The organism is Aeromonas media (assembly GCF_020423125.1).
GTDB classification, from domain to species: domain Bacteria; phylum Pseudomonadota; class Gammaproteobacteria; order Enterobacterales; family Aeromonadaceae; genus Aeromonas; species Aeromonas media.
The window spans coordinates 3,680,001-3,695,923 of record NZ_CP075564.1 but is presented as its reverse complement, the minus strand read 5'-3'; the positions used below and the strand labels follow the sequence as shown (position 1 = coordinate 3,695,923).

The following is a 15,923-nucleotide window of genomic DNA, read 5'->3' as shown; positions in this document are numbered from 1 at the left end:
AGCCTGCGAGCTCCCTTTTTTTTTCCATGTCGATGGGCGGCATCAGCCAGCCATCTGTTTTTCCTTGATTTCAGCCAGCGTCTTGCAGTCGACACAGAGGTCGGCAGTCGGACGGGCTTCCAGACGACGAATGCCGATTTCGATACCGCAATGTTCGCAGTAACCAAAGTCGTCTTCTTCGAGCAGCAGCAAGGTCTTCTCGATCTTCTTGATCAGCTTGCGTTCACGGTCGCGGGTGCGCAGTTCGAGTGCGAACTCTTCTTCCTGCGCGGCGCGATCGACCGGATCCGGGAAGTTTGCAGCCTCATCCTTCATGTGGTCGACGGTGCGGTCAACTTCCTGCATCAGTTGGTTGCGCCAGGCTCCCAGGATCTTGCGAAAATGTACCTTTTGTTGGTCATTCATGTACTCCTCACCGGCTTTCACCTGATAAGGCTCTACACCCGCAATGGCCAGGGGGCCCAGAGATTTCCTGTTTTCGCCTGTTGGCATGCCCTGTCTCCTAATTCAGCACGCTACCCGTGCCATCCATAAATTGAGGGCGGTATCTATAGCAGAAGGGTCAACGGGAGGCAAACAAGCCTTGTCAATATTGTTACCCACTTCAGCATTTATTCTCAGCCCTCGGGTAGCAGGTGACCAGATTCAAATGGAATAAAATCTTGAGCCACCATGCCCTGCCCCCCAACATGGGGGCGATAGCATAAAATTTCAACCCCTGCCGTAATTGCTTGCTCAACAAGCTGACTATAGTGCGGATCGATATGGGCTGCAGGGCGCACTCTCGCGATGCCGGAGTGCAACACCATGAACAGCAGCACGGCTCTGTGTCCGGCCGCCTTCATGGCCATCAATTCACGCAAGTGCTTGGCGCCACGGGTGGTGACCGCATCGGGGAAATAGCCCATGCCCGGTTGCTCCCGCTCGTCGAGCAGGGTGACGGATTTCACCTCGATGTAACAATTCGGCCGATGTTCGTCTTCCAGCAGCAGGTCGATGCGGCTGTTCTCCTCCCCGTATTTCACCTCGGTGCGCAGCTTGGCATAACCCGCCAGCGGGGCCAGCGCCCCTTGCTCGATGAGCTCCCGGGCGATCTGGTTGGCCCGGGCGGTGTTGACGCAGATGAAGTGACCCGCCGGACTCTCGGCTATCTCCCAGCTGTGGGCCAGCTTGCGCTTGGGGTTGCTTGAGGTGGAGTACCAGACCCGGGTGCCAGGATCGGCGCAACCCGTCATGGCACCGGTGTTGGCGCAGTGGAGGGTGATCACCTCGTCGTTGTCGAGCTGCACGTCGGTCAGGAAGCGCTTGTAGCGGGCGATGAGCAGACCGGATTGCAAGGGGGGATCGAAAATCATGAGGTCAGCTCCTCGCTGCTTGTTGCTTTGGCGCGGGCACGCAGGGGCCAGCAGGCGAGCGGTTCGTAGTGGACCCCGTCCGGCGTGCTGACTGAGCGATAGAGGCAGAAGCTGTCCGCCTGCAGCACGAAGTCCGGCGCCGGCAGCGCCTCCGGGGCCTCGGCCGCCTTGCGCGACAGGGTGATATGGGGGCGATAGCCCTGCTCGCCGTTGCCGAGCCCCAGCTTCTCGCCGTGGCGACGCAGCGCCCTGGCCAGCACGTTCAGCTCATTTGGCCACTCCCTCGGCCCCACCCAGGCGGCCTTGGCGCGGGCAAACCAGCCGGTCTGATCCAGATGGACGCTGAAAGGGGGGCAGCGCTGCTGCCCGGCGGCGGTGATCAGCTTGGCCTGGGTGGCTTCGTCGGCCTCGCCGAGAAAGGCCAGGGTCAAATGCAGATTATGCTCGGGCACCGGCAGGCCGGGCCAGGGGCGCCGTTCGCGCCAGTCGATCAGAGCGGGGGCAAGCTGGTGCAGGGGCAGGGCAAAGAAGAGTCTGGGCATGCGCAGCGTCGATCCTCGTGGTACTCACATGAAAGGGCCATTCTATGGCAGCTCGTTTGCGGATGTCTCCTGGTCGCGTCTCACCCTTGTCCGGGCATGGCAGTCGTACCGGTGGGGGCACCCAGGCAACCGGTTGGCGCGCACCCGGCACGGCTGCTGACGGTGGGCGGCTGGCTGTGGCAGAATGGGCGCCGTTTTCCTGGTCATCACAGAAGGGCTCCACCGTTTTGTCCCAACTCCCCATCGTCTCGGTGCTGCCCGAGCTGTTTGATGCCATCGACAGCCACGCCAGCGTGATCCTGCAGGCCCCTCCCGGCGCGGGCAAGTCGACCCTGCTGCCCCTGGAGCTGGTGCGCCGAAACCGGCTGCCCGGCCGCATCATCATGCTGGAGCCCCGCCGCCTCGCGGCGCGCAATATAGCAGGCTTTCTGGCGCGCCAGCTTGGGGAGAAGGTGGGTGAGCGCATCGGGCTGCGGGTGCGGGGCGAGAGTCGCACCAGTGCCGCCACCCGGCTCGAGATAGTGACCGAGGGGGTGCTGACCCGGATGTTGCAGCAGGACCCTGAGCTTGCCGGGGTGTCGCTCGTCATTTTCGATGAATTCCACGAACGCAGCCTGCATGCCGATACCGCACTGGCCTTTGCCATCGAGAGCCAGCAGGGGCTGAGAGAGGATCTCAAGCTGCTCATCATGTCCGCCACCCTGGAGGGCATGGCGCTGGAGGCCCTGTTGCCGGACGCCCCCGTCATTCGTTCCGAGGGGCGCGGCTTTCCCATCGACTACCACTACCGTCCCGCCAATCGCCAGCAGTGGCTGGAGCCCCAGGTGGGCGCCGTGGTGCTGGAAGCGCTGGCGGCCCACGCGGGCAGTGCCCTGGTGTTCCTGCCGGGACAGGGGGAGATAGAGCGGCTCGCCCAGTGGCTGGAAGGGCGCCTGCCGGACGATGTGCGTCTCTCCCCCCTCTATGGGCGTCTCGACATGGCAGCCCAGCAGGCGGCCATAGAGCCCGCTCCGGCGGGGAGCCGCAAGTTGGTGCTCACCACCAATGTGGCGGAGACCTCCCTCACCATAGAGGGGGTCTCTGTGGTCATCGACAGTGGGCTGGAGCGGCGCGCCACCTTCGATCTGAGAAGTGGCGTCACCCGGCTGGAGACCCGTCAGATTGCCAGGGCTTCCGCCACCCAGCGGGCGGGCCGTGCCGGCCGTCTCGGCCCCGGGGTCTGCTACCGGCTGTGGAGCGCCGAGGTGCAGGAGCGCCTCGCCGAGCAGAGCCCGCCGGACATCCTCACCCAGGAGCTGACCGGCCTGCTGCTGGACGCCGCCCAGTGGGGCGCCAGGGTGGAGAGCCTGCCGCTGCTGGACATGCCCCCCGCCGCCGCGGTGGCGAGTGCCCGTCGCCTGCTGGTGGCCCTTGGCGCCATGAAACCGGAGGCTGAGCAACAACTCACCCCGGCCGGCCGTACCATGGCCGCCTTCGGCACTCATCCCCGTCTGGCGCGCATGCTGTTGCGGGCCCGGGAGCTGGAGGCCGAGGGTCTGACAGGGATTGTCGCCGATGCGGCATTCCTGGTGGCGCTGCTGGAAGAAGATCTGCGAGGATCTGAGCGCCTTTCCGTGCTCTTCCATCGCCGCCAGGGGGCCTTGCGTCAGGGGGCCGCCCGCTGGTTCGAGCGGCTGGGGGTCCGCCCTGCCAATGCACAGGGGCAGTGGCTGGGGCTGTTGTGCGCCCTCGCCTGGCCGGACAGGATAGGCAAGCTGCGCGGCGGCAGCCGCTATCAACTCAGTGGTGGGATCGGCTGCGATCTGGTAGAAGGTCACCCATGTCAGGGACAGGGGGCCCTGATCGCCATCGAGATGGGGCAGAACGATCGCGGCAGCCGCATCTTCATCGCCGAGCCGGTGGCGCTGGACGAGCTGGTACGCCAACTGCCGGAGCTGGTCAGCGAGCGCCAGTGGTTCGACTGGGACGAGCGCGAGGAGCGGGTCCGGGCCGAGCGCCAGCAGGTGATCGGCGAACTGGTGCTGAGCCAGCGGCCGCTGACGGATCTCTCCGACGAACAGAAGGGGCGCTGCCTGTTGCAGGGCATTCGTCGCAAGGGGCTGCACGTGCTGCCCTGGGACGAGGGCAGTGAAGGCTTGCTGGCCCGATTGCGCTGCGCTGCCGACTGGCTGCTGGACGAGGGCTGGCCCGCCGTGGACGACGAGAGTCTGCTGGCCCGGCTGGAGGAGTGGCTCTTGCCAGCCCTGAGCGGCATGACCCGGCTGGAGCAGCTCAAGAGGCTCAACCTCTCGGATCTGCTGCGCCAGTCCCTGCCCTGGCCCTTGCCAAAACGGCTGGACGAGGCGCTGCCGAGCCACTTCAGCGCGCCGACCGGCAGCCGGGTGCGGATCCGCTATCAGCCGGGGCAGGCCCCGGTGATCCCGGTGCGCATCCAGGAGATGTTCGGGCAGGGCACCACCCCCTGTGTGGCCGATGGCCGGGTGCCCCTGGTGGTGGAGCTGCTCTCCCCGGCCCAGCGGCCGCTGCAGATCACCGCCGATCTCGCCGCCTTCTGGGCGGGATCCTATGAGCAGGTCAAGAAAGAGATGAAGGGGCGTTACCCCCGCCACTACTGGCCGGACAATCCGCTGGAGGCGATGCCGACCAAAGTCACCAAGAAGAAGATGGGGCCGTAGGTGGGGGCTGGCATGGCGAAGCCCAACTCCAGCAGACAGCCCTCACCCTAACCCTCTCCGAGAGGGAGAGGGTTAGGGTGAGGTTGGTGTTTACGCCCTTCTCCTCTCCTTTTTCAAAGACATGGGAGAAGGGTGGGGGATGAGGGGCTGGGCATCCATTTGTCTGGCGAAGCGAAACCCAGGATCCAGGTTCGATTGGTTAAGCCCGATCGGCCGTTCGCGAATGCGACATCACAAGTAGAAAGGAAAGCAAAGAGGAATTATGGCAACCCAACGACGCAAGAGCCCGCCCAAGAAGGCAGCTCCCAAGCGCACCATCTGGCGCACCCTGTTCTGGCTTGGCTTCAAGCTCTCCCTGGTGGTGGCGGCCTTCATGGTGGTGTTTGGTATCTACCTCGATACCAAGGTGCGCGAGCGCTTCGACGGGGAGAAGTGGCAGTTGCCCGTGATGGTCTACAGCCGTCCACTGGAGCTCTACCCCAGCCAGCGTCTCTCCCAGACCCAGATGCTGCGTGAGCTCAACATGCTGAGCTACAAGCAGGTGCGTCAGCCCCACACCCCGGGAGAGTATGCGGTCAACGGCAATCGCATCGAGCTGGTGCGCCGTCCGTTCGAATTCCATGACGGCGCAGACGGCGCCCGCGGCCTGCGCCTCACCTTCAACGGTGCACGGCTGGAGGGGATCCAGTCGCTGGAGAACCAGCGTCAGCTCGGTTATGCCCAGATGGACCCGGTGTTGCTGGACCGTCTCAACACCGAGGATCGGGAAGATCGCCTGCTGGTGCGCATCGCCGAGGTGCCGGACAGCCTGCTGGTGACCCTGCTGACCACCGAAGATCGGGACTTCTACCAGCACGGTGGCGTCTCGCCGGTGGCCATCATGCGCGCCATGGTAGCCAACCTGCTGGCGGGTCGTACCGTACAGGGGGGCAGTACCCTCACCCAGCAGCTCGCCAAGAACTTCTTCCTGACCCGGGAGCGCAGCCTGTGGCGCAAGGCGCAGGAAGCCTATATGGCGGTGCTGATTGACTACCGCTACAGCAAGGACGAGATCCTGGAGGCCTACCTCAACGAGGTCTATCTGGGGCAGAACTTCTCCCAAGGGGTCTATGGTTTCGGGCTCGCCTCCTACTTCTACTTCGGCATCCCGGTCAACGAGCTGGACATCGATCAGGTGGCCCTGCTGGTGGGCATGGTGAAGGGGCCCTCCTATTACGATCCCTGGCGCTTCCCCGAGCGGGCCAAGGCGCGCCGGGATCTGGTGCTGAAATTGCTGATGGAGCACGGCAGCCTGACCCAGGCCGAGTATGAGTTGGCCAGCAAGCAGCCCCTTGGCATCATAGCCAGGGGCCAGATGAGCTATGGTCGCACCCCGGCCTTCATGGGGCTGCTCAAGCGGGAGATCCAGAATCGCTTCGGCCCGGATCTGCTCAAGCAGTCCGGCCTCAAGATCTTCACCAGCCTGGATCCCATCGCCCAGCATGCCGCAGAGCAGGCGGTGCAGACCGGCCTGGCCACCATAGAGAAGCAGCGCGGCAAGAAGAAGCTGGAGGCGGCCATGGTGGTCTCCGACTGGCACAAGGGCGAGGTGGTCGCCATGGTGGGGGGACGGGATCCCCGTTACGCCGGCTTCAACCGTGCCCTGGATGCCCGTCGCCAGATAGGCTCCCTGGTGAAACCGGCGGTCTATCTCACCGGCCTCTCCAACGGCCTGACCCTGGGCACGCCGCTCAAGGACCAGCCGATCCGCATCCGCGGTCAGGATGGCCAGATCTGGACGCCGCAGAACTACGATCGCAAGTTCCGCCAGAGCGTGCCGCTGATGGAGGCGCTTGCCAGCTCCCTCAACGTGCCGACCGTCAACCTGGGTCTTCAGGTGGGGCTCGACAAGGTGGTGGACACCCTGCACAAGCTGGGGGTCCAGCAGGAGATCCAGCCTTACCCGTCTCTGGTGCTGGGGGCGGTGGCGCTCTCCCCCATGGAGGTGAACCAGATGTATCTGCCCATCGCGAACCAGGGGCTGACCCAGCCGTTGTCAGCGATCCGCGCTGTGGTGAACGGCGATGGCAGCCAGCTCTATCAGCATGACGAGACCGCCAAGCGGGTGACGGATCCCCAGGCCAGCTGGCTGACCCTGTTCGCCATGACCAAGACGGTGAGCCAGGGCACGGCCCGGGCGCTCGGTGCCAAGTTCCCCGGCGCCACCATGGCCGCCAAGACCGGGACCACCAACGAGCTGCGGGACTCCTGGTTTGCCGGGATGGACAACAACGAACTGGTGAGCATCTGGGTGGGTCGTGATGACAACCAGCCCGCCGGGTTGACCGGGGCCAGCGGTGCCTTGCAGCTGTTCAGCGGTTACATGAGCCAGCGCGGCGTCAACAGCCTGGGGTTGAAGATGCCGGAAGGGGTGAGCTGGGCCAGCTTCTCCCGCAGCAGCGGCGCCCGGGTCGCGAGCGATTGCCCCGGCAGTCTGCAGGTGCCGGCCAAGCTCGCGGGACTGAGCGAGCCGATGAGCTGCGCCAGCCCGGTATCCAATCCGGTCAACGCGCTGGATCAGTGGTTCGGCGGCTTCTTCAACTAACGGAAGCGGGCAGCCCAGGCTGCCCGTTTTACAAGGATTGCCATGACACTTTCCCTGCTCGGCGGCATTCATCATGTGGCCATCATCGCCAGCGACTATGGCCGCTCGCGCCACTTCTACCACCAGGTGCTGGGGCTGCCCATCCTGGCGGAGACCCTGCGGGAGGCCCGCCAGTCCTGGAAGCTGGATCTGGCGCTGCCTGACGGCGGCCAGCTGGAGCTGTTCAGCTTTCCCACCCCCCCTGCGCGCCCCTCGAGGCCGGAGGCGTGCGGTCTGAGGCACCTGGCGTTTCGGGTGCCGGCGCTCGATCCCGTCATCGCCCATCTGGAGCGCCACGGGGTGGCCGTGGAGCCGGTGCGGGTGGACGAGCTGACCGGCAGTCGCTTCACCTTCTTCGCAGACCCGGACGGCCTGCCGCTGGAGCTCTACGAGGTCGATGCGGAGCCGGCATGAGCGGGCTTTGCAGCAGCATGAGTGCGCAAGAAAGCCGCCCGGCGAACACCGGGCGGCTTTTTTCATGGGGTCAGGCCGTCCGTCAGGCCGTGGTCAGCAGGGCGACGGCGACGGCCATCACCAGGATGCCAACCCAGCCGACGGGCTTGAGGCGCTCACCAAACAGCAGCAGGCCGCCGAGGGCGGTGCCCAGGATGCCGATGGCGCCCCAGGTGGCATAGGCCACGGCGAGATCTATCCTGCCGGTGCTCACCGCCTCACTGAGCAGGGTAAAGGCGCAGAGCACCAGCAGTATGCCGAGCAGGCCCCAGCCCTTGTGGCGAAAACCGAGGGAGCGGTTGATGGCCATGTTGGCCCCCACATCCAGCAGGGCGGCGCCCAGTACGATGATCAACGGGTGCATGGGGCCTCCTTGGCAGGGGTCGGCTCAACCGGCTCGGCATGGGTTTCCCCCAGGGTCACCATAACAATGCCCACTATTGCCAGCGCCAGCCCGATCCACTCCTGCACACTCAGCTCGTAGCCCAGGAACAGCACGGAGACGGCGGTGATCAGGGCGATTCCCAGCCCCTCCCACAACGCGAACGCAATACCAATGGAGATTGTTTTGGCGGCCTTGGCCAGCAGCAGGTAGGAGAGTGCGATGAGCAGCCACATCGGCAGATGGTGGAGCCAGCCGGTCTCACTCTCCGGGATCAGGGCCATGGTGGAGGTGCCTGCCACCTCGGTCAGGATGGCCCCCGTCAGGAAGAGGCGGGTCAAAAGCAGGGGACTGGATAACATGGGGTTTCCTTCTGTTGCTGCGACGAGGGAGAGGATAGCCGCAGCCTGTTCAGTCGGCAGAATCGCTGAGCGTCGAGAATTCAGGCGCTGATAGTTTGCCTCGGAGGAGAGTGGCGGCGTAAGGTGAGGATGGAACAAGCTGCCGCCAGAGCGTGACCATGAAGCTTTATCAGATACAACTCTTTGTCGAATCAGCAGACAGTGGCTCGATTGCCAATGCCGCCAGACGCCTTGGCAAGAGCCGCAGCGCCGTCAGCACGGCGATCGCTTCCCTGGAAGTGGAGCTTGGCGTCGACCTTTTTGAACGAGGTGCCAACCAGAGCCGACTCACCGAGATAGGGGAGCAGGTGCTGGACGACTGCCGGCGGCTGCTGCAGGCGGCCAACAGTCTCAAGCTCAAGTGCGAGCACCACGCCTCAGGGGCCGAGGTGGCGCTGCGGGTAGCGCGGGATGACGCCATCCCGGAGCCGGTCTGGCGCGAGATGCTGGGGGCACTGCGCCAGCAGTTTCCCGGCACCAGCATCTCCTTGGTGCTGGCTTCGCCCCCCGAACTGCCTGCCCTGGTGGAGGAGGGGTTTGTGGATGCCGCCTTCGGCCTCATCACCGAGGATCAGGAGCGCAGCGGCCTCAACATAGACGTGCTCAACCCGATCCGCACCCTGATGGTGGTGGCGCCCAGCCACCCGCTGGCGGGGTTGAAACGGGTGCTGCAGCAGGATCTCACCGATCAGACCCAGGTCACCCTCTCCTATGTGGACGAGTTCTCGGTCAAGAGCCTGCTCCCCATCGGTGGCCAGCACATAGGGTTGTCGAGCTTCGAGCTGATGCGGGATGCGGTGCTGGACGGTCTCGGCTGGGCGGTGTTGCCCTCACCGCTGATCCAGAGCCAGCTGCGCCAGGGGGAGCTGCTGACCCTGAAGCACAAGTTCAGCCTGCAGTGGCGCGATTACGGGGTCTATCTGTCGGAGAACGCCCATCACGGCAAGGTGCTGGCCTGGCTGAAGAAGGCCATCGAGGCCTATCTCGAACCCTTCGAGTAACCAGGAGTACAGCAACAGGGGCCGCTGGCCCCTGTTGCTTGAGACGGCTGGAGGTCAGCGCAGGGCGTGACGGGGGGCGGGTTGGCGCTGGCGAAAGGGCAGCAGGAGCAGGCTGAGCAGCAGATCCCCCAGCAGGGACGCGAGCAGCCCCACCGTCACCCCGCAGAAGATGGCGGCCTGCTTGAGGGGCACCACATAGCCGTAGTTGCGCAGGGTGTCCTGCCAGAGCTGGGAGTCCGCCTGCAACAGCAGGTGGGAGACTTGCAGGTACCAGGGCCTATCTTGGAAGGCGCGCTCCTGCTGCAGGTGGCGCTGCTGGCTCACCAGCTGCTGGAGGCTGGTGGCATCCTGAGTGAAGACGGGATCCTGGCTGGCGCCGTAATGGGCGACCAGGGCGTCGAGGTCGCCGCCAAAGTGTTGATCCGCGGTGCGCTGGAAGGGTTCCATGCTGAGGCTGGCCTGCTGCAGGCGCGCATCCAGCCGCTGGTAGTAGAGATCGACGATCCCCGGTATCTGCACGCCCGCCAGCAAACCGAGGGCAAACAACATCATGCGAAGGTAACTGCGCATAGCCATCATCCTGAGTAAAAGGAGCCTCATACTAGCCGCAAGCCCTCGGCGCGCCAAGGTGGCGCTGACGGCCCCGGTATCCGGTGATAGCGGGTTGGGTCAAAAAGGAGTCAACAGGATGTTGTTTGTTACATGAATTCTTACATTTTTGTGATGCAAGTCACTCGGAGGCTGACCTAGAATCACCGCTTTTTGAAGGAAGACTCGGCATGAGCAAGTTCATACCTTTCTATCTGATCGGGGGCCTGATTGCCCTCAGTTGGGCCACCCTGCCGGGTCATGGCCCCTGGGATCACTGGGATCTCGCCACCTTCCAGCTGGTCAATGGCTGGCTGGGTGAATCCGCCCGCTGGGCCGATCTGGTAGCCATCACCAACAATCGCCTGTTCGATCTGGTCGCCCTGGGTTGCATGGGACTGATCCTGGCCGCCTGCTTCTTCCGGGCACATGTTGAGGGGCGCCGTCGTCTGGTGGCCATGGGGATCGTCATGTTGCTGGGGGCCCTGGTGATCAATCAACTCGGCCACCTGCTGCCGGTCAGCCGTCCCAGCCCCACCCTGATGGTGGACGGGGCGCTGCGCCTGACCGAGATCAGTGCCATTCCCACCAAGGACTCTGCGGGCGACAGCTTCCCCGGTGATCATGCCCTGTTCTTGATGATCTTCGCCAGCTTTGCCCTGCGTTACCTGCCGCGCCGGGCCGCCGTGATCGCCGTGCTCATGGTGCCTCTGTTCTCGGCCCCCCGCATCCTCGCCGGTGCCCACTGGCTGACGGATGTCTATGTCGGCGCCCTCTGCCTCGCTCTCATCTGTCTGCCGCCCCTGCTGCTGACCCCCCTCTCGGATCGACTGATCGAGCGCCTGGCCCCCAGGCTGCCCCGCTGGATCGCCGGAACTCCTTGCTGCTTGAGTAGCGGAGGGCAATAAAAAGAAGGCGGGTGACCGCCTTCTTTTGCTTATGCCCATCGGTGCTGTGGTCGTCGCGAAATGACCAGGACTACGCCCGATGAGTGCGGGCTTGCGCCCTCAACGACAAGTATTGGCAGAGTCATTCGAGCTTTACCATCAGAAACTGACGGGGCCAAACGTTTGCATCCGATGAAAGCGTGATCCAGACCAGGATTTTTTCTGTGGGCTGCCTTAGAATCGCCGCCCGTTGCTGGAGGTCCCCCTATGCTTGTCACTTTTCTGCGCCTGTTGTTCATCGGTTGCGCCCTGGTCTTTATCTTCATGCTGATCCATGCCTGGTGGCACAAGCGGCGCCGGGGCGAGCTGGAATCCACCCCCTTCTGGCCGGTGGCGGTCATCGGTTTCGTCGCCAACTTTCTCGACACCCTTGGGGTCGGCAGCTTCGCGGTCAAGACCGCCTGCTACAAGCAGTTCAAGCTGATCGACGATCGTCTGCTGCCGGGTACCCTCAACGGTCAGTGCGTGCTGCCGACCGTGACCCAGTCCCTCATCTTCATCGGCGTAGTCAAAGTGGATCCGCTCACCCTCATCAGCATGATGGCCGCCGCCGCAGCGGGCGCCGCCTGGGGGGCCCGTCATGTGGCCTCGTTCGATCGCCAGACCATCAGGCTGGTGATGGCGGTCTCCCTGCTGGTCGTCGCCGGGCTCATCTTCGCCGGTCTGCTGGGCCTTTTCCCCGTTGGCGGAGATGCGATGGGGCTCAGTGGCTACAAGCTGGGAATAGCCCTGCTCGGCAACTTCCTGTTCGGGGTGCTGATGAATGTGGGTATAGGGTTGTTCGCCCCCTGCATGACGCTGGTCTATCTGCTGGGGATGAACCCGCTGGCGGCCTTCCCCATCATGATGGGGTCCACCGCCGTGCTCAGCGTCTTCTCGGCGGGCACCTTCATCCGCAAGGGGGCCTTCGATGCCAGGGCCGTGCTGGCGGTGGCCCTCTTCGGCCCCATCGGCGTGGTGCTGGCCGCCATGCTGGTACAGTCCATGGACATGGAGATGCTCAAATGGCTGGTGGCCTTCATCGTCATCTACACCTCCTGGACCATGTACGCCTCCTGGCAGGCGGCGCGCCGTCAACCCGACCTCCAGGTTGAAGCACAAGCCCAGCTGAGTGAGGCTCCCCGCTAGCCGTCTCCTATCCACAGGAAGCCTGTCAGGGCGAGGAATTATCTCGCCCGTCTGAAGCCACTGCGTCGCCGAGGCAGAATGCCTGCCCCTGACTCGCCGCCACTGGTCAGGGGCCGCTGACTGGAGGCGACCAGGGCTGCCTCGGCCTTTGCCCCGAGGAAGACATAGAGCCCCAGCGCCAGCAGCAATCCCACGGCGCAACCCATCACCCCCACCGCAGGCCAGAGCAGTTCGTTCTGGCCGAGGGATCCCTTGAACAGCAGCAAGAGTCCCTCGATGGAGACCGCGATCAGGATGGCGGCGATGAAGCGGGTGATGGTGCGGCGAATGGCGCTGTGACGGAAGATGTCCTTATGCAGCAACACCTCCTCCTCCAGTATGGTCTTGCCGAGATCGAACACCGCCAGCGCCAGGGTCAGGAAGATGATGGCGCTGAAGGCGCCGAGCCGGTTCTGCTGGGTGCCGCACAGCAGCAGATAGAGCTGCTCGAGGCCATGCCAGATCAGGGTTCCCACGATGAGAAACAGCGCCAGACTCAGGATCACGTAGACGGCCCTGAACCAGGGGATGGCGCGGCGCCGTTCCCTGTCCCCCATCAGCCAGGCGATCAGCTGGTGCAGATTGATCTCAAGCTCCCGACCATGACCCTGCACCCTTAGCCGCAACTGCCCCTGGGGGGCCGGAATGGGGGGCAGGATCACTGCTCTTGCCTGGATCTGGCCCAGACTCAGCACGCTCAGCACGAAGGGATAGCCCTTGAGGGCCTCCTGGGGGAGGGTGAGCAGCCCCAGCAACAGGGGGGTCAACTCGGTTTCGTACTCCTGATAGCGCCGCAGCACATCGATGGGGCTCATCTCTGCCATATGGACCTCGGTCAAGTGGGCTCCTGAGTAAGGCAGTGCAAATAGTGGGCCCGCTTTATGACAGCCAGTGTGGCCGCGGATGCACCAGCAAGTGGCAAACGCCGACGAGAAGAGATAGGGGGCTGCACCAGAAGGGGGCTCTGGCAAGGCGAGACGACAGAGGTCACAAAAAAGGGCCCTTCGCGGGCCCTTGGTTCATGCTGGCAGGGCTCAGCCCGCCAGTTTGGCGAAGCTGCGCTCGGCGGCGGCCAGGGTGTGTTCAATCTCCTTGTCGCCGTGAGCCAGTGACAGGAAGCCCGCCTCGTAGGCACTCGGCGCCAGATAGACACCCTCTTCCAGCATCAGATGGTAGAAGCGCTTGAAGCGCTCCATGTCGCAGCGGGTCACCTGCTCGTAGCGGGTGATCTCGGTCTCTTCGGTGAAGAAGAAGCCGAACATGCCGCCCACGTAGTTGATGGCAAGCGGGATACCGTGCCTGGTGGCGGCCGCTTTCAGTCCTTCTGCAACACGCGCAGTCTTGTCGCTCAGCTGCTCGTAGAGGCCCGGTTCCAGCAGCAGGTCCAGCATGGTGAGACCTGCGGCCATGGCCACAGGGTTGCCGGAGAGGGTGCCAGCCTGATAGACGGGGCCGGTCGGCGCTATGTATTGCATCACCTTCTTCTTGCCGCCGAAGGCGCCCACCGGCATGCCGGCCCCGATGATCTTGCCGAGGGTGGTCAGATCCGGGTCTATGTTGTAGTGGCCCTGGGCGCCGCGCAGGGAGACGCGGAAGCCGGTCATGACTTCGTCCAGGATCAGCAGGGCGCCGAACTCGTCGCAGATGGCGCGCAGCCCTTCCAGGAAGCCGGGCACCGGCGGGATGCAGTTCATGTTGCCTGCCACCGGCTCGACTATGATGCAGGCGATCTCGCTGCCGTACTGAGTGAAGGCTTCACGCACCGAGTCCAGATCGTTGAACACGCAGGTCAGGGTGTGCTTGGCGAAATCAGCCGGGACGCCCGGGCTGTTGGGCTGACCCAGGGTCAGGGCGCCTGAACCTGCCTTGACCAGCAGGGAGTCGGCGTGGCCGTGGTAGCAGCCTTCGAACTTGACGATCTTGTCGCGGCCGGTATAGCCGCGGGCCAGGCGGATGGCGCTCATGGTGGCTTCGGTGCCGGAGTTGACCATACGCACCTGCTCCATGGAGGGCACTATCTGGCGTACCTTCTCGGCCATCAGCACTTCGATCTCGGTCGGCGCACCGTAGCTCAGCCCCTTCTCAACGGCCTTGATGACGGCGGCCTTGATGGCCGGGTGGTTGTGACCCAGCAGCATGGGGCCCCAGGAGCCGATGTAGTCAACATAGGCCTGACCGTCCACGTCATAGAGGTAGGCGCCATCGGCGTGATCGATGAAGCGGGGTGTGCCGCCGACCCCATTGAAGGCGCGGACCGGTGAGTTGACGCCGCCCGGAATGGTCTGGCGGGCCTGTTCAAACAGCTGATCTGATTTTGACATGGATCATCCTTAATGGGATTTTGGTCGTCACCCGGGTGCAGGCGGTCGATTGCGGCTCGGCAGGCTGCGGTGGGAGGAGTATGCTTTGCGCTCTCGCCACCCGGACTCCCGGACTGCACCCGTGATAAATGAAACGGGCCGACTATAGCAGAAAGGCCCTGTGCTGGGCAGCCGAGCCGAGGCCGGGTGTTTTCGACCCTCGTCAGATGAGCGTGAATACCCATGGTGCAACAAGCTATCCCCCCTCGCGAGGCGACCACACAAGGCGGCCCGCCTGTCCTTCAGCGCCTGATCCAGCGGGACAAGATGCCGCTGCTGGTGCTCTTGCTGGCCGCCCTGGTCGGGGTTCTGGCCGGACTGGTCTGCGGGTTGTTTGAATCCGGTGTGCACTGGCTGGCACAGCAGCGAGTCCTGCTACTGGCGGATCGCCCCTGGTGGCAGCTCGGGCTGCTGGGCTTTGGTTTCAGCGCCCTGCTGGGGTTTGTCGGCTACTTCCTCACTCACACCTTCGCCCCGGAAGCGGGTGGCTCCGGCATTCCCGAGATCGAAGGGGCCATGGACGAACTGCGCCCGGTGCGCTGGTGGCGGGTCTTGCCGGTCAAGTTCTTCGGCGGCATCTGCACCCTGAGTTCCGGCATGGTATTGGGGCGGGAGGGGCCCTCGGTACAGATCGGCGGCAACCTTGGCAAGATGGTGGCGGACATCTTCCGCCTGCCGAAGGAGCATGGTCACGCCCTGCTGGCGGCGGGGGCGGCGGGCGGTCTGGCTGCCGCCTTCAACGCGCCGCTGGCGGGAATACTCTTCGTGATGGAGGAGATGCGGCCGCAGTTCCGTTACTCCTTCCTAGCCATCAAGGCGGTGGGGATCTCGGCCGTCATGGCGACCCTGATGCTGCAGAACATGAAGGGGCAGGCACCTGTCATCACTCTGCCCCACTACGACGGCCCGGCCCTGAAGGCGCTCTGGCTCTTCCTCTTCATGGGGGGCTGTTTCGGCGTGCTGGGCTTCGTGTTCAACAAGCTGGTGCTCGCCTGTCAGGACGGCTATCTGGCTCTGCACCAGAACAAGCGTCACCGCTTCGTCGCCATCGGCATGCTGGTGGCAGGCACCTTCGGCGTGCTCTCGCTGTTTGCCCCTTCGGTGACCGGTGGGGGAACCGAGCTGATCCCTCATCTGGTGGGGGGTAACTATGGGATGGCGACCCTCTTCCTCATCTTCTCGGTGCGACTGATCGCCACCCTCGTCTGTTTTTGTTCGGGCGCCCCCGGCGGCGTCTTCGCCCCGACCCTGGCACTCGGCACCCTGTTCGGGGTGGTCTTCGGCCACCTGTTCCATGCGGCCTTTCCCGATCTGGGCATAGAGCCCGGCGCCTTCGCCATCGCCGGCATGGGAGCGCTGTTTGCCGCCACAGTGCGGGCCCCCATCACCGGCATAGTGCTGGTGACCGAAATGACGGACAACTATCAGC

The 15,923-nt window shown here is 64.2% G+C and carries 15 protein-coding genes (1 of these 15 only partly in view); 7 read left to right on the top strand and 8 right to left on the bottom strand.

Annotated elements, in window-relative coordinates:
- Positions 1-42: 42 nt before the first annotated feature.
- The 3 genes from dksA to thpR all read right to left on the bottom strand — a co-directional run bounded on the left by dksA (position 43) and on the right by thpR (position 1,897).
- On the bottom strand, positions 43-492 hold the full coding sequence (gene dksA / locus KI797_RS16990) for an RNA polymerase-binding protein DksA (RefSeq protein ID WP_005329052.1): 450 nt from the start codon (positions 490-492) through the stop codon (positions 43-45).
- A 125-nt stretch (positions 493-617) separates the two neighbouring features.
- Entirely contained in the window at positions 618-1,355 is a 738-nt protein-coding gene (gene sfsA / locus KI797_RS16985) for a DNA/RNA nuclease SfsA (RefSeq protein WP_226170252.1), read from the bottom strand.
- Positions 1,352-1,897: an RNA 2',3'-cyclic phosphodiesterase gene (gene thpR / locus KI797_RS16980; RefSeq protein WP_226170250.1), complete on the bottom strand. Its 546-nt coding sequence runs from the start codon at positions 1,895-1,897 to the stop codon at positions 1,352-1,354. The genes sfsA and thpR overlap by 4 nt, the downstream gene beginning before the upstream one ends.
- A 227-nt stretch (positions 1,898-2,124) precedes the next feature.
- Between thpR and hrpB the strand changes: the two genes are divergently transcribed.
- From hrpB to gloA2, 3 genes are all read left to right on the top strand, one after another.
- Positions 2,125-4,572, top strand: coding sequence for an ATP-dependent helicase HrpB (gene hrpB / locus KI797_RS16975; RefSeq protein WP_226170248.1), 2,448 nt, complete (start codon positions 2,125-2,127; stop codon positions 4,570-4,572).
- Positions 4,573-4,834: 262 nt separating this feature from the next.
- The gene (gene mrcB, locus KI797_RS16970; RefSeq protein WP_005327576.1) at positions 4,835-7,156 is read left to right on the top strand and encodes a penicillin-binding protein 1B; all 2,322 of its coding nucleotides are present in this window, start codon (positions 4,835-4,837) and stop codon (positions 7,154-7,156) included.
- 42 nt (positions 7,157-7,198) lie between these two features.
- Positions 7,199-7,609: an SMU1112c/YaeR family gloxylase I-like metalloprotein gene (gloA2, locus tag KI797_RS16965; protein WP_226170246.1), complete on the top strand. Its 411-nt coding sequence runs from the start codon at positions 7,199-7,201 to the stop codon at positions 7,607-7,609.
- 82 nt (positions 7,610-7,691) lie between these two features.
- Here the strand turns inward: gloA2 and KI797_RS16960 are convergent, their stop codons facing one another.
- Both KI797_RS16960 and KI797_RS16955 read right to left on the bottom strand, forming a co-directional pair.
- Positions 7,692-8,012 carry an SMR family transporter gene (locus KI797_RS16960; RefSeq protein ID WP_025328187.1) on the bottom strand — a complete coding sequence of 107 codons (321 nt, stop codon included), beginning with the start codon at positions 8,010-8,012 and terminating at the stop codon, positions 7,692-7,694.
- Complete coding sequence (locus KI797_RS16955) at positions 8,000-8,392, bottom strand: DMT family transporter (RefSeq protein ID WP_226170244.1); 393 nt, start codon at positions 8,390-8,392, stop codon at positions 8,000-8,002. Before KI797_RS16955 ends, KI797_RS16960 begins: the two co-directional genes overlap by 13 nt.
- A 158-nt stretch (positions 8,393-8,550) precedes the next feature.
- On the opposite strand from KI797_RS16955, the gene KI797_RS16950 reads away from it, so the two are divergent.
- Positions 8,551-9,432: a LysR family transcriptional regulator gene (locus KI797_RS16950; protein WP_182786346.1), complete on the top strand. Its 882-nt coding sequence runs from the start codon at positions 8,551-8,553 to the stop codon at positions 9,430-9,432.
- A gap of 54 nt (positions 9,433-9,486) precedes the next feature.
- Here KI797_RS16950 and KI797_RS16945 read toward each other — a convergent pair whose 3' ends face one another.
- Positions 9,487-10,002: a DUF2937 family protein gene (locus KI797_RS16945; RefSeq protein WP_226170242.1), complete on the bottom strand. Its 516-nt coding sequence runs from the start codon at positions 10,000-10,002 to the stop codon at positions 9,487-9,489.
- Between the two features lie 209 nt (positions 10,003-10,211).
- Between KI797_RS16945 and KI797_RS16940 the strand changes: the two genes are divergently transcribed.
- Positions 10,212-10,928 carry a phosphatase PAP2 family protein gene (locus KI797_RS16940; RefSeq protein ID WP_226170240.1) on the top strand — a complete coding sequence of 239 codons (717 nt, stop codon included), beginning with the start codon at positions 10,212-10,214 and terminating at the stop codon, positions 10,926-10,928.
- A 246-nt stretch (positions 10,929-11,174) separates the two neighbouring features.
- Positions 11,175-12,095, top strand: coding sequence for a sulfite exporter TauE/SafE family protein (locus KI797_RS16935; RefSeq protein WP_226170237.1), 921 nt, complete (start codon positions 11,175-11,177; stop codon positions 12,093-12,095).
- Positions 12,096-12,133: 38 nt separating this feature from the next.
- Here the strand turns inward: KI797_RS16935 and KI797_RS16930 are convergent, their stop codons facing one another.
- Positions 12,134-12,958 (bottom strand): hypothetical protein, encoded by an 825-nt coding sequence (locus tag KI797_RS16930; protein ID WP_043129720.1) that lies wholly within the window; start codon positions 12,956-12,958, stop codon positions 12,134-12,136.
- A gap of 210 nt (positions 12,959-13,168) precedes the next feature.
- On the bottom strand, positions 13,169-14,455 hold the full coding sequence (gene hemL / locus KI797_RS16925) for a glutamate-1-semialdehyde 2,1-aminomutase (RefSeq protein WP_005327596.1): 1,287 nt from the start codon (positions 14,453-14,455) through the stop codon (positions 13,169-13,171).
- A gap of 222 nt (positions 14,456-14,677) precedes the next feature.
- On the opposite strand from hemL, the gene clcA reads away from it, so the two are divergent.
- A protein-coding gene (gene clcA / locus KI797_RS16920) for a H(+)/Cl(-) exchange transporter ClcA (protein ID WP_226170234.1) crosses the window boundary here: on the top strand, positions 14,678-15,923 show its 5' portion. Its footprint extends 149 nt past the window's final position; only the first 1,246 of its 1,395 coding nucleotides appear in the window; its start codon is at positions 14,678-14,680; its stop codon lies beyond the right edge, outside the window.

Excerpts from the sequence above, each read along its gene's own strand:
- dksA (WP_005329052.1), bottom strand. The coding sequence starts at position 492 with ATGCCAACAGGCGAAAACAGGAAATCTCTGGGCCCCCTGGCCATTGCG.
- sfsA (WP_226170252.1), bottom strand. The coding sequence starts at position 1,355 with ATGATTTTCGATCCCCCCTTGCAATCCGGTCTGCTCATCGCCCGCTAC.
- thpR (WP_226170250.1), bottom strand. The coding sequence starts at position 1,897 with ATGCCCAGACTCTTCTTTGCCCTGCCCCTGCACCAGCTTGCCCCCGCT.
- mrcB (WP_005327576.1), top strand. The coding sequence starts at position 4,835 with ATGGCAACCCAACGACGCAAGAGCCCGCCCAAGAAGGCAGCTCCCAAG.
- gloA2 (WP_226170246.1), top strand. The coding sequence starts at position 7,199 with ATGACACTTTCCCTGCTCGGCGGCATTCATCATGTGGCCATCATCGCC.
- KI797_RS16960 (WP_025328187.1), bottom strand. The coding sequence starts at position 8,012 with ATGCACCCGTTGATCATCGTACTGGGCGCCGCCCTGCTGGATGTGGGG.
- KI797_RS16955 (WP_226170244.1), bottom strand. The coding sequence starts at position 8,392 with ATGTTATCCAGTCCCCTGCTTTTGACCCGCCTCTTCCTGACGGGGGCC.
- KI797_RS16950 (WP_182786346.1), top strand. The coding sequence starts at position 8,551 with ATGAAGCTTTATCAGATACAACTCTTTGTCGAATCAGCAGACAGTGGC.
- KI797_RS16945 (WP_226170242.1), bottom strand. The coding sequence starts at position 10,002 with ATGCGCAGTTACCTTCGCATGATGTTGTTTGCCCTCGGTTTGCTGGCG.
- KI797_RS16940 (WP_226170240.1), top strand. The coding sequence starts at position 10,212 with ATGAGCAAGTTCATACCTTTCTATCTGATCGGGGGCCTGATTGCCCTC.
- KI797_RS16935 (WP_226170237.1), top strand. The coding sequence starts at position 11,175 with ATGCTTGTCACTTTTCTGCGCCTGTTGTTCATCGGTTGCGCCCTGGTC.
- KI797_RS16930 (WP_043129720.1), bottom strand. The coding sequence starts at position 12,958 with ATGGCAGAGATGAGCCCCATCGATGTGCTGCGGCGCTATCAGGAGTAC.
- hemL (WP_005327596.1), bottom strand. The coding sequence starts at position 14,455 with ATGTCAAAATCAGATCAGCTGTTTGAACAGGCCCGCCAGACCATTCCG.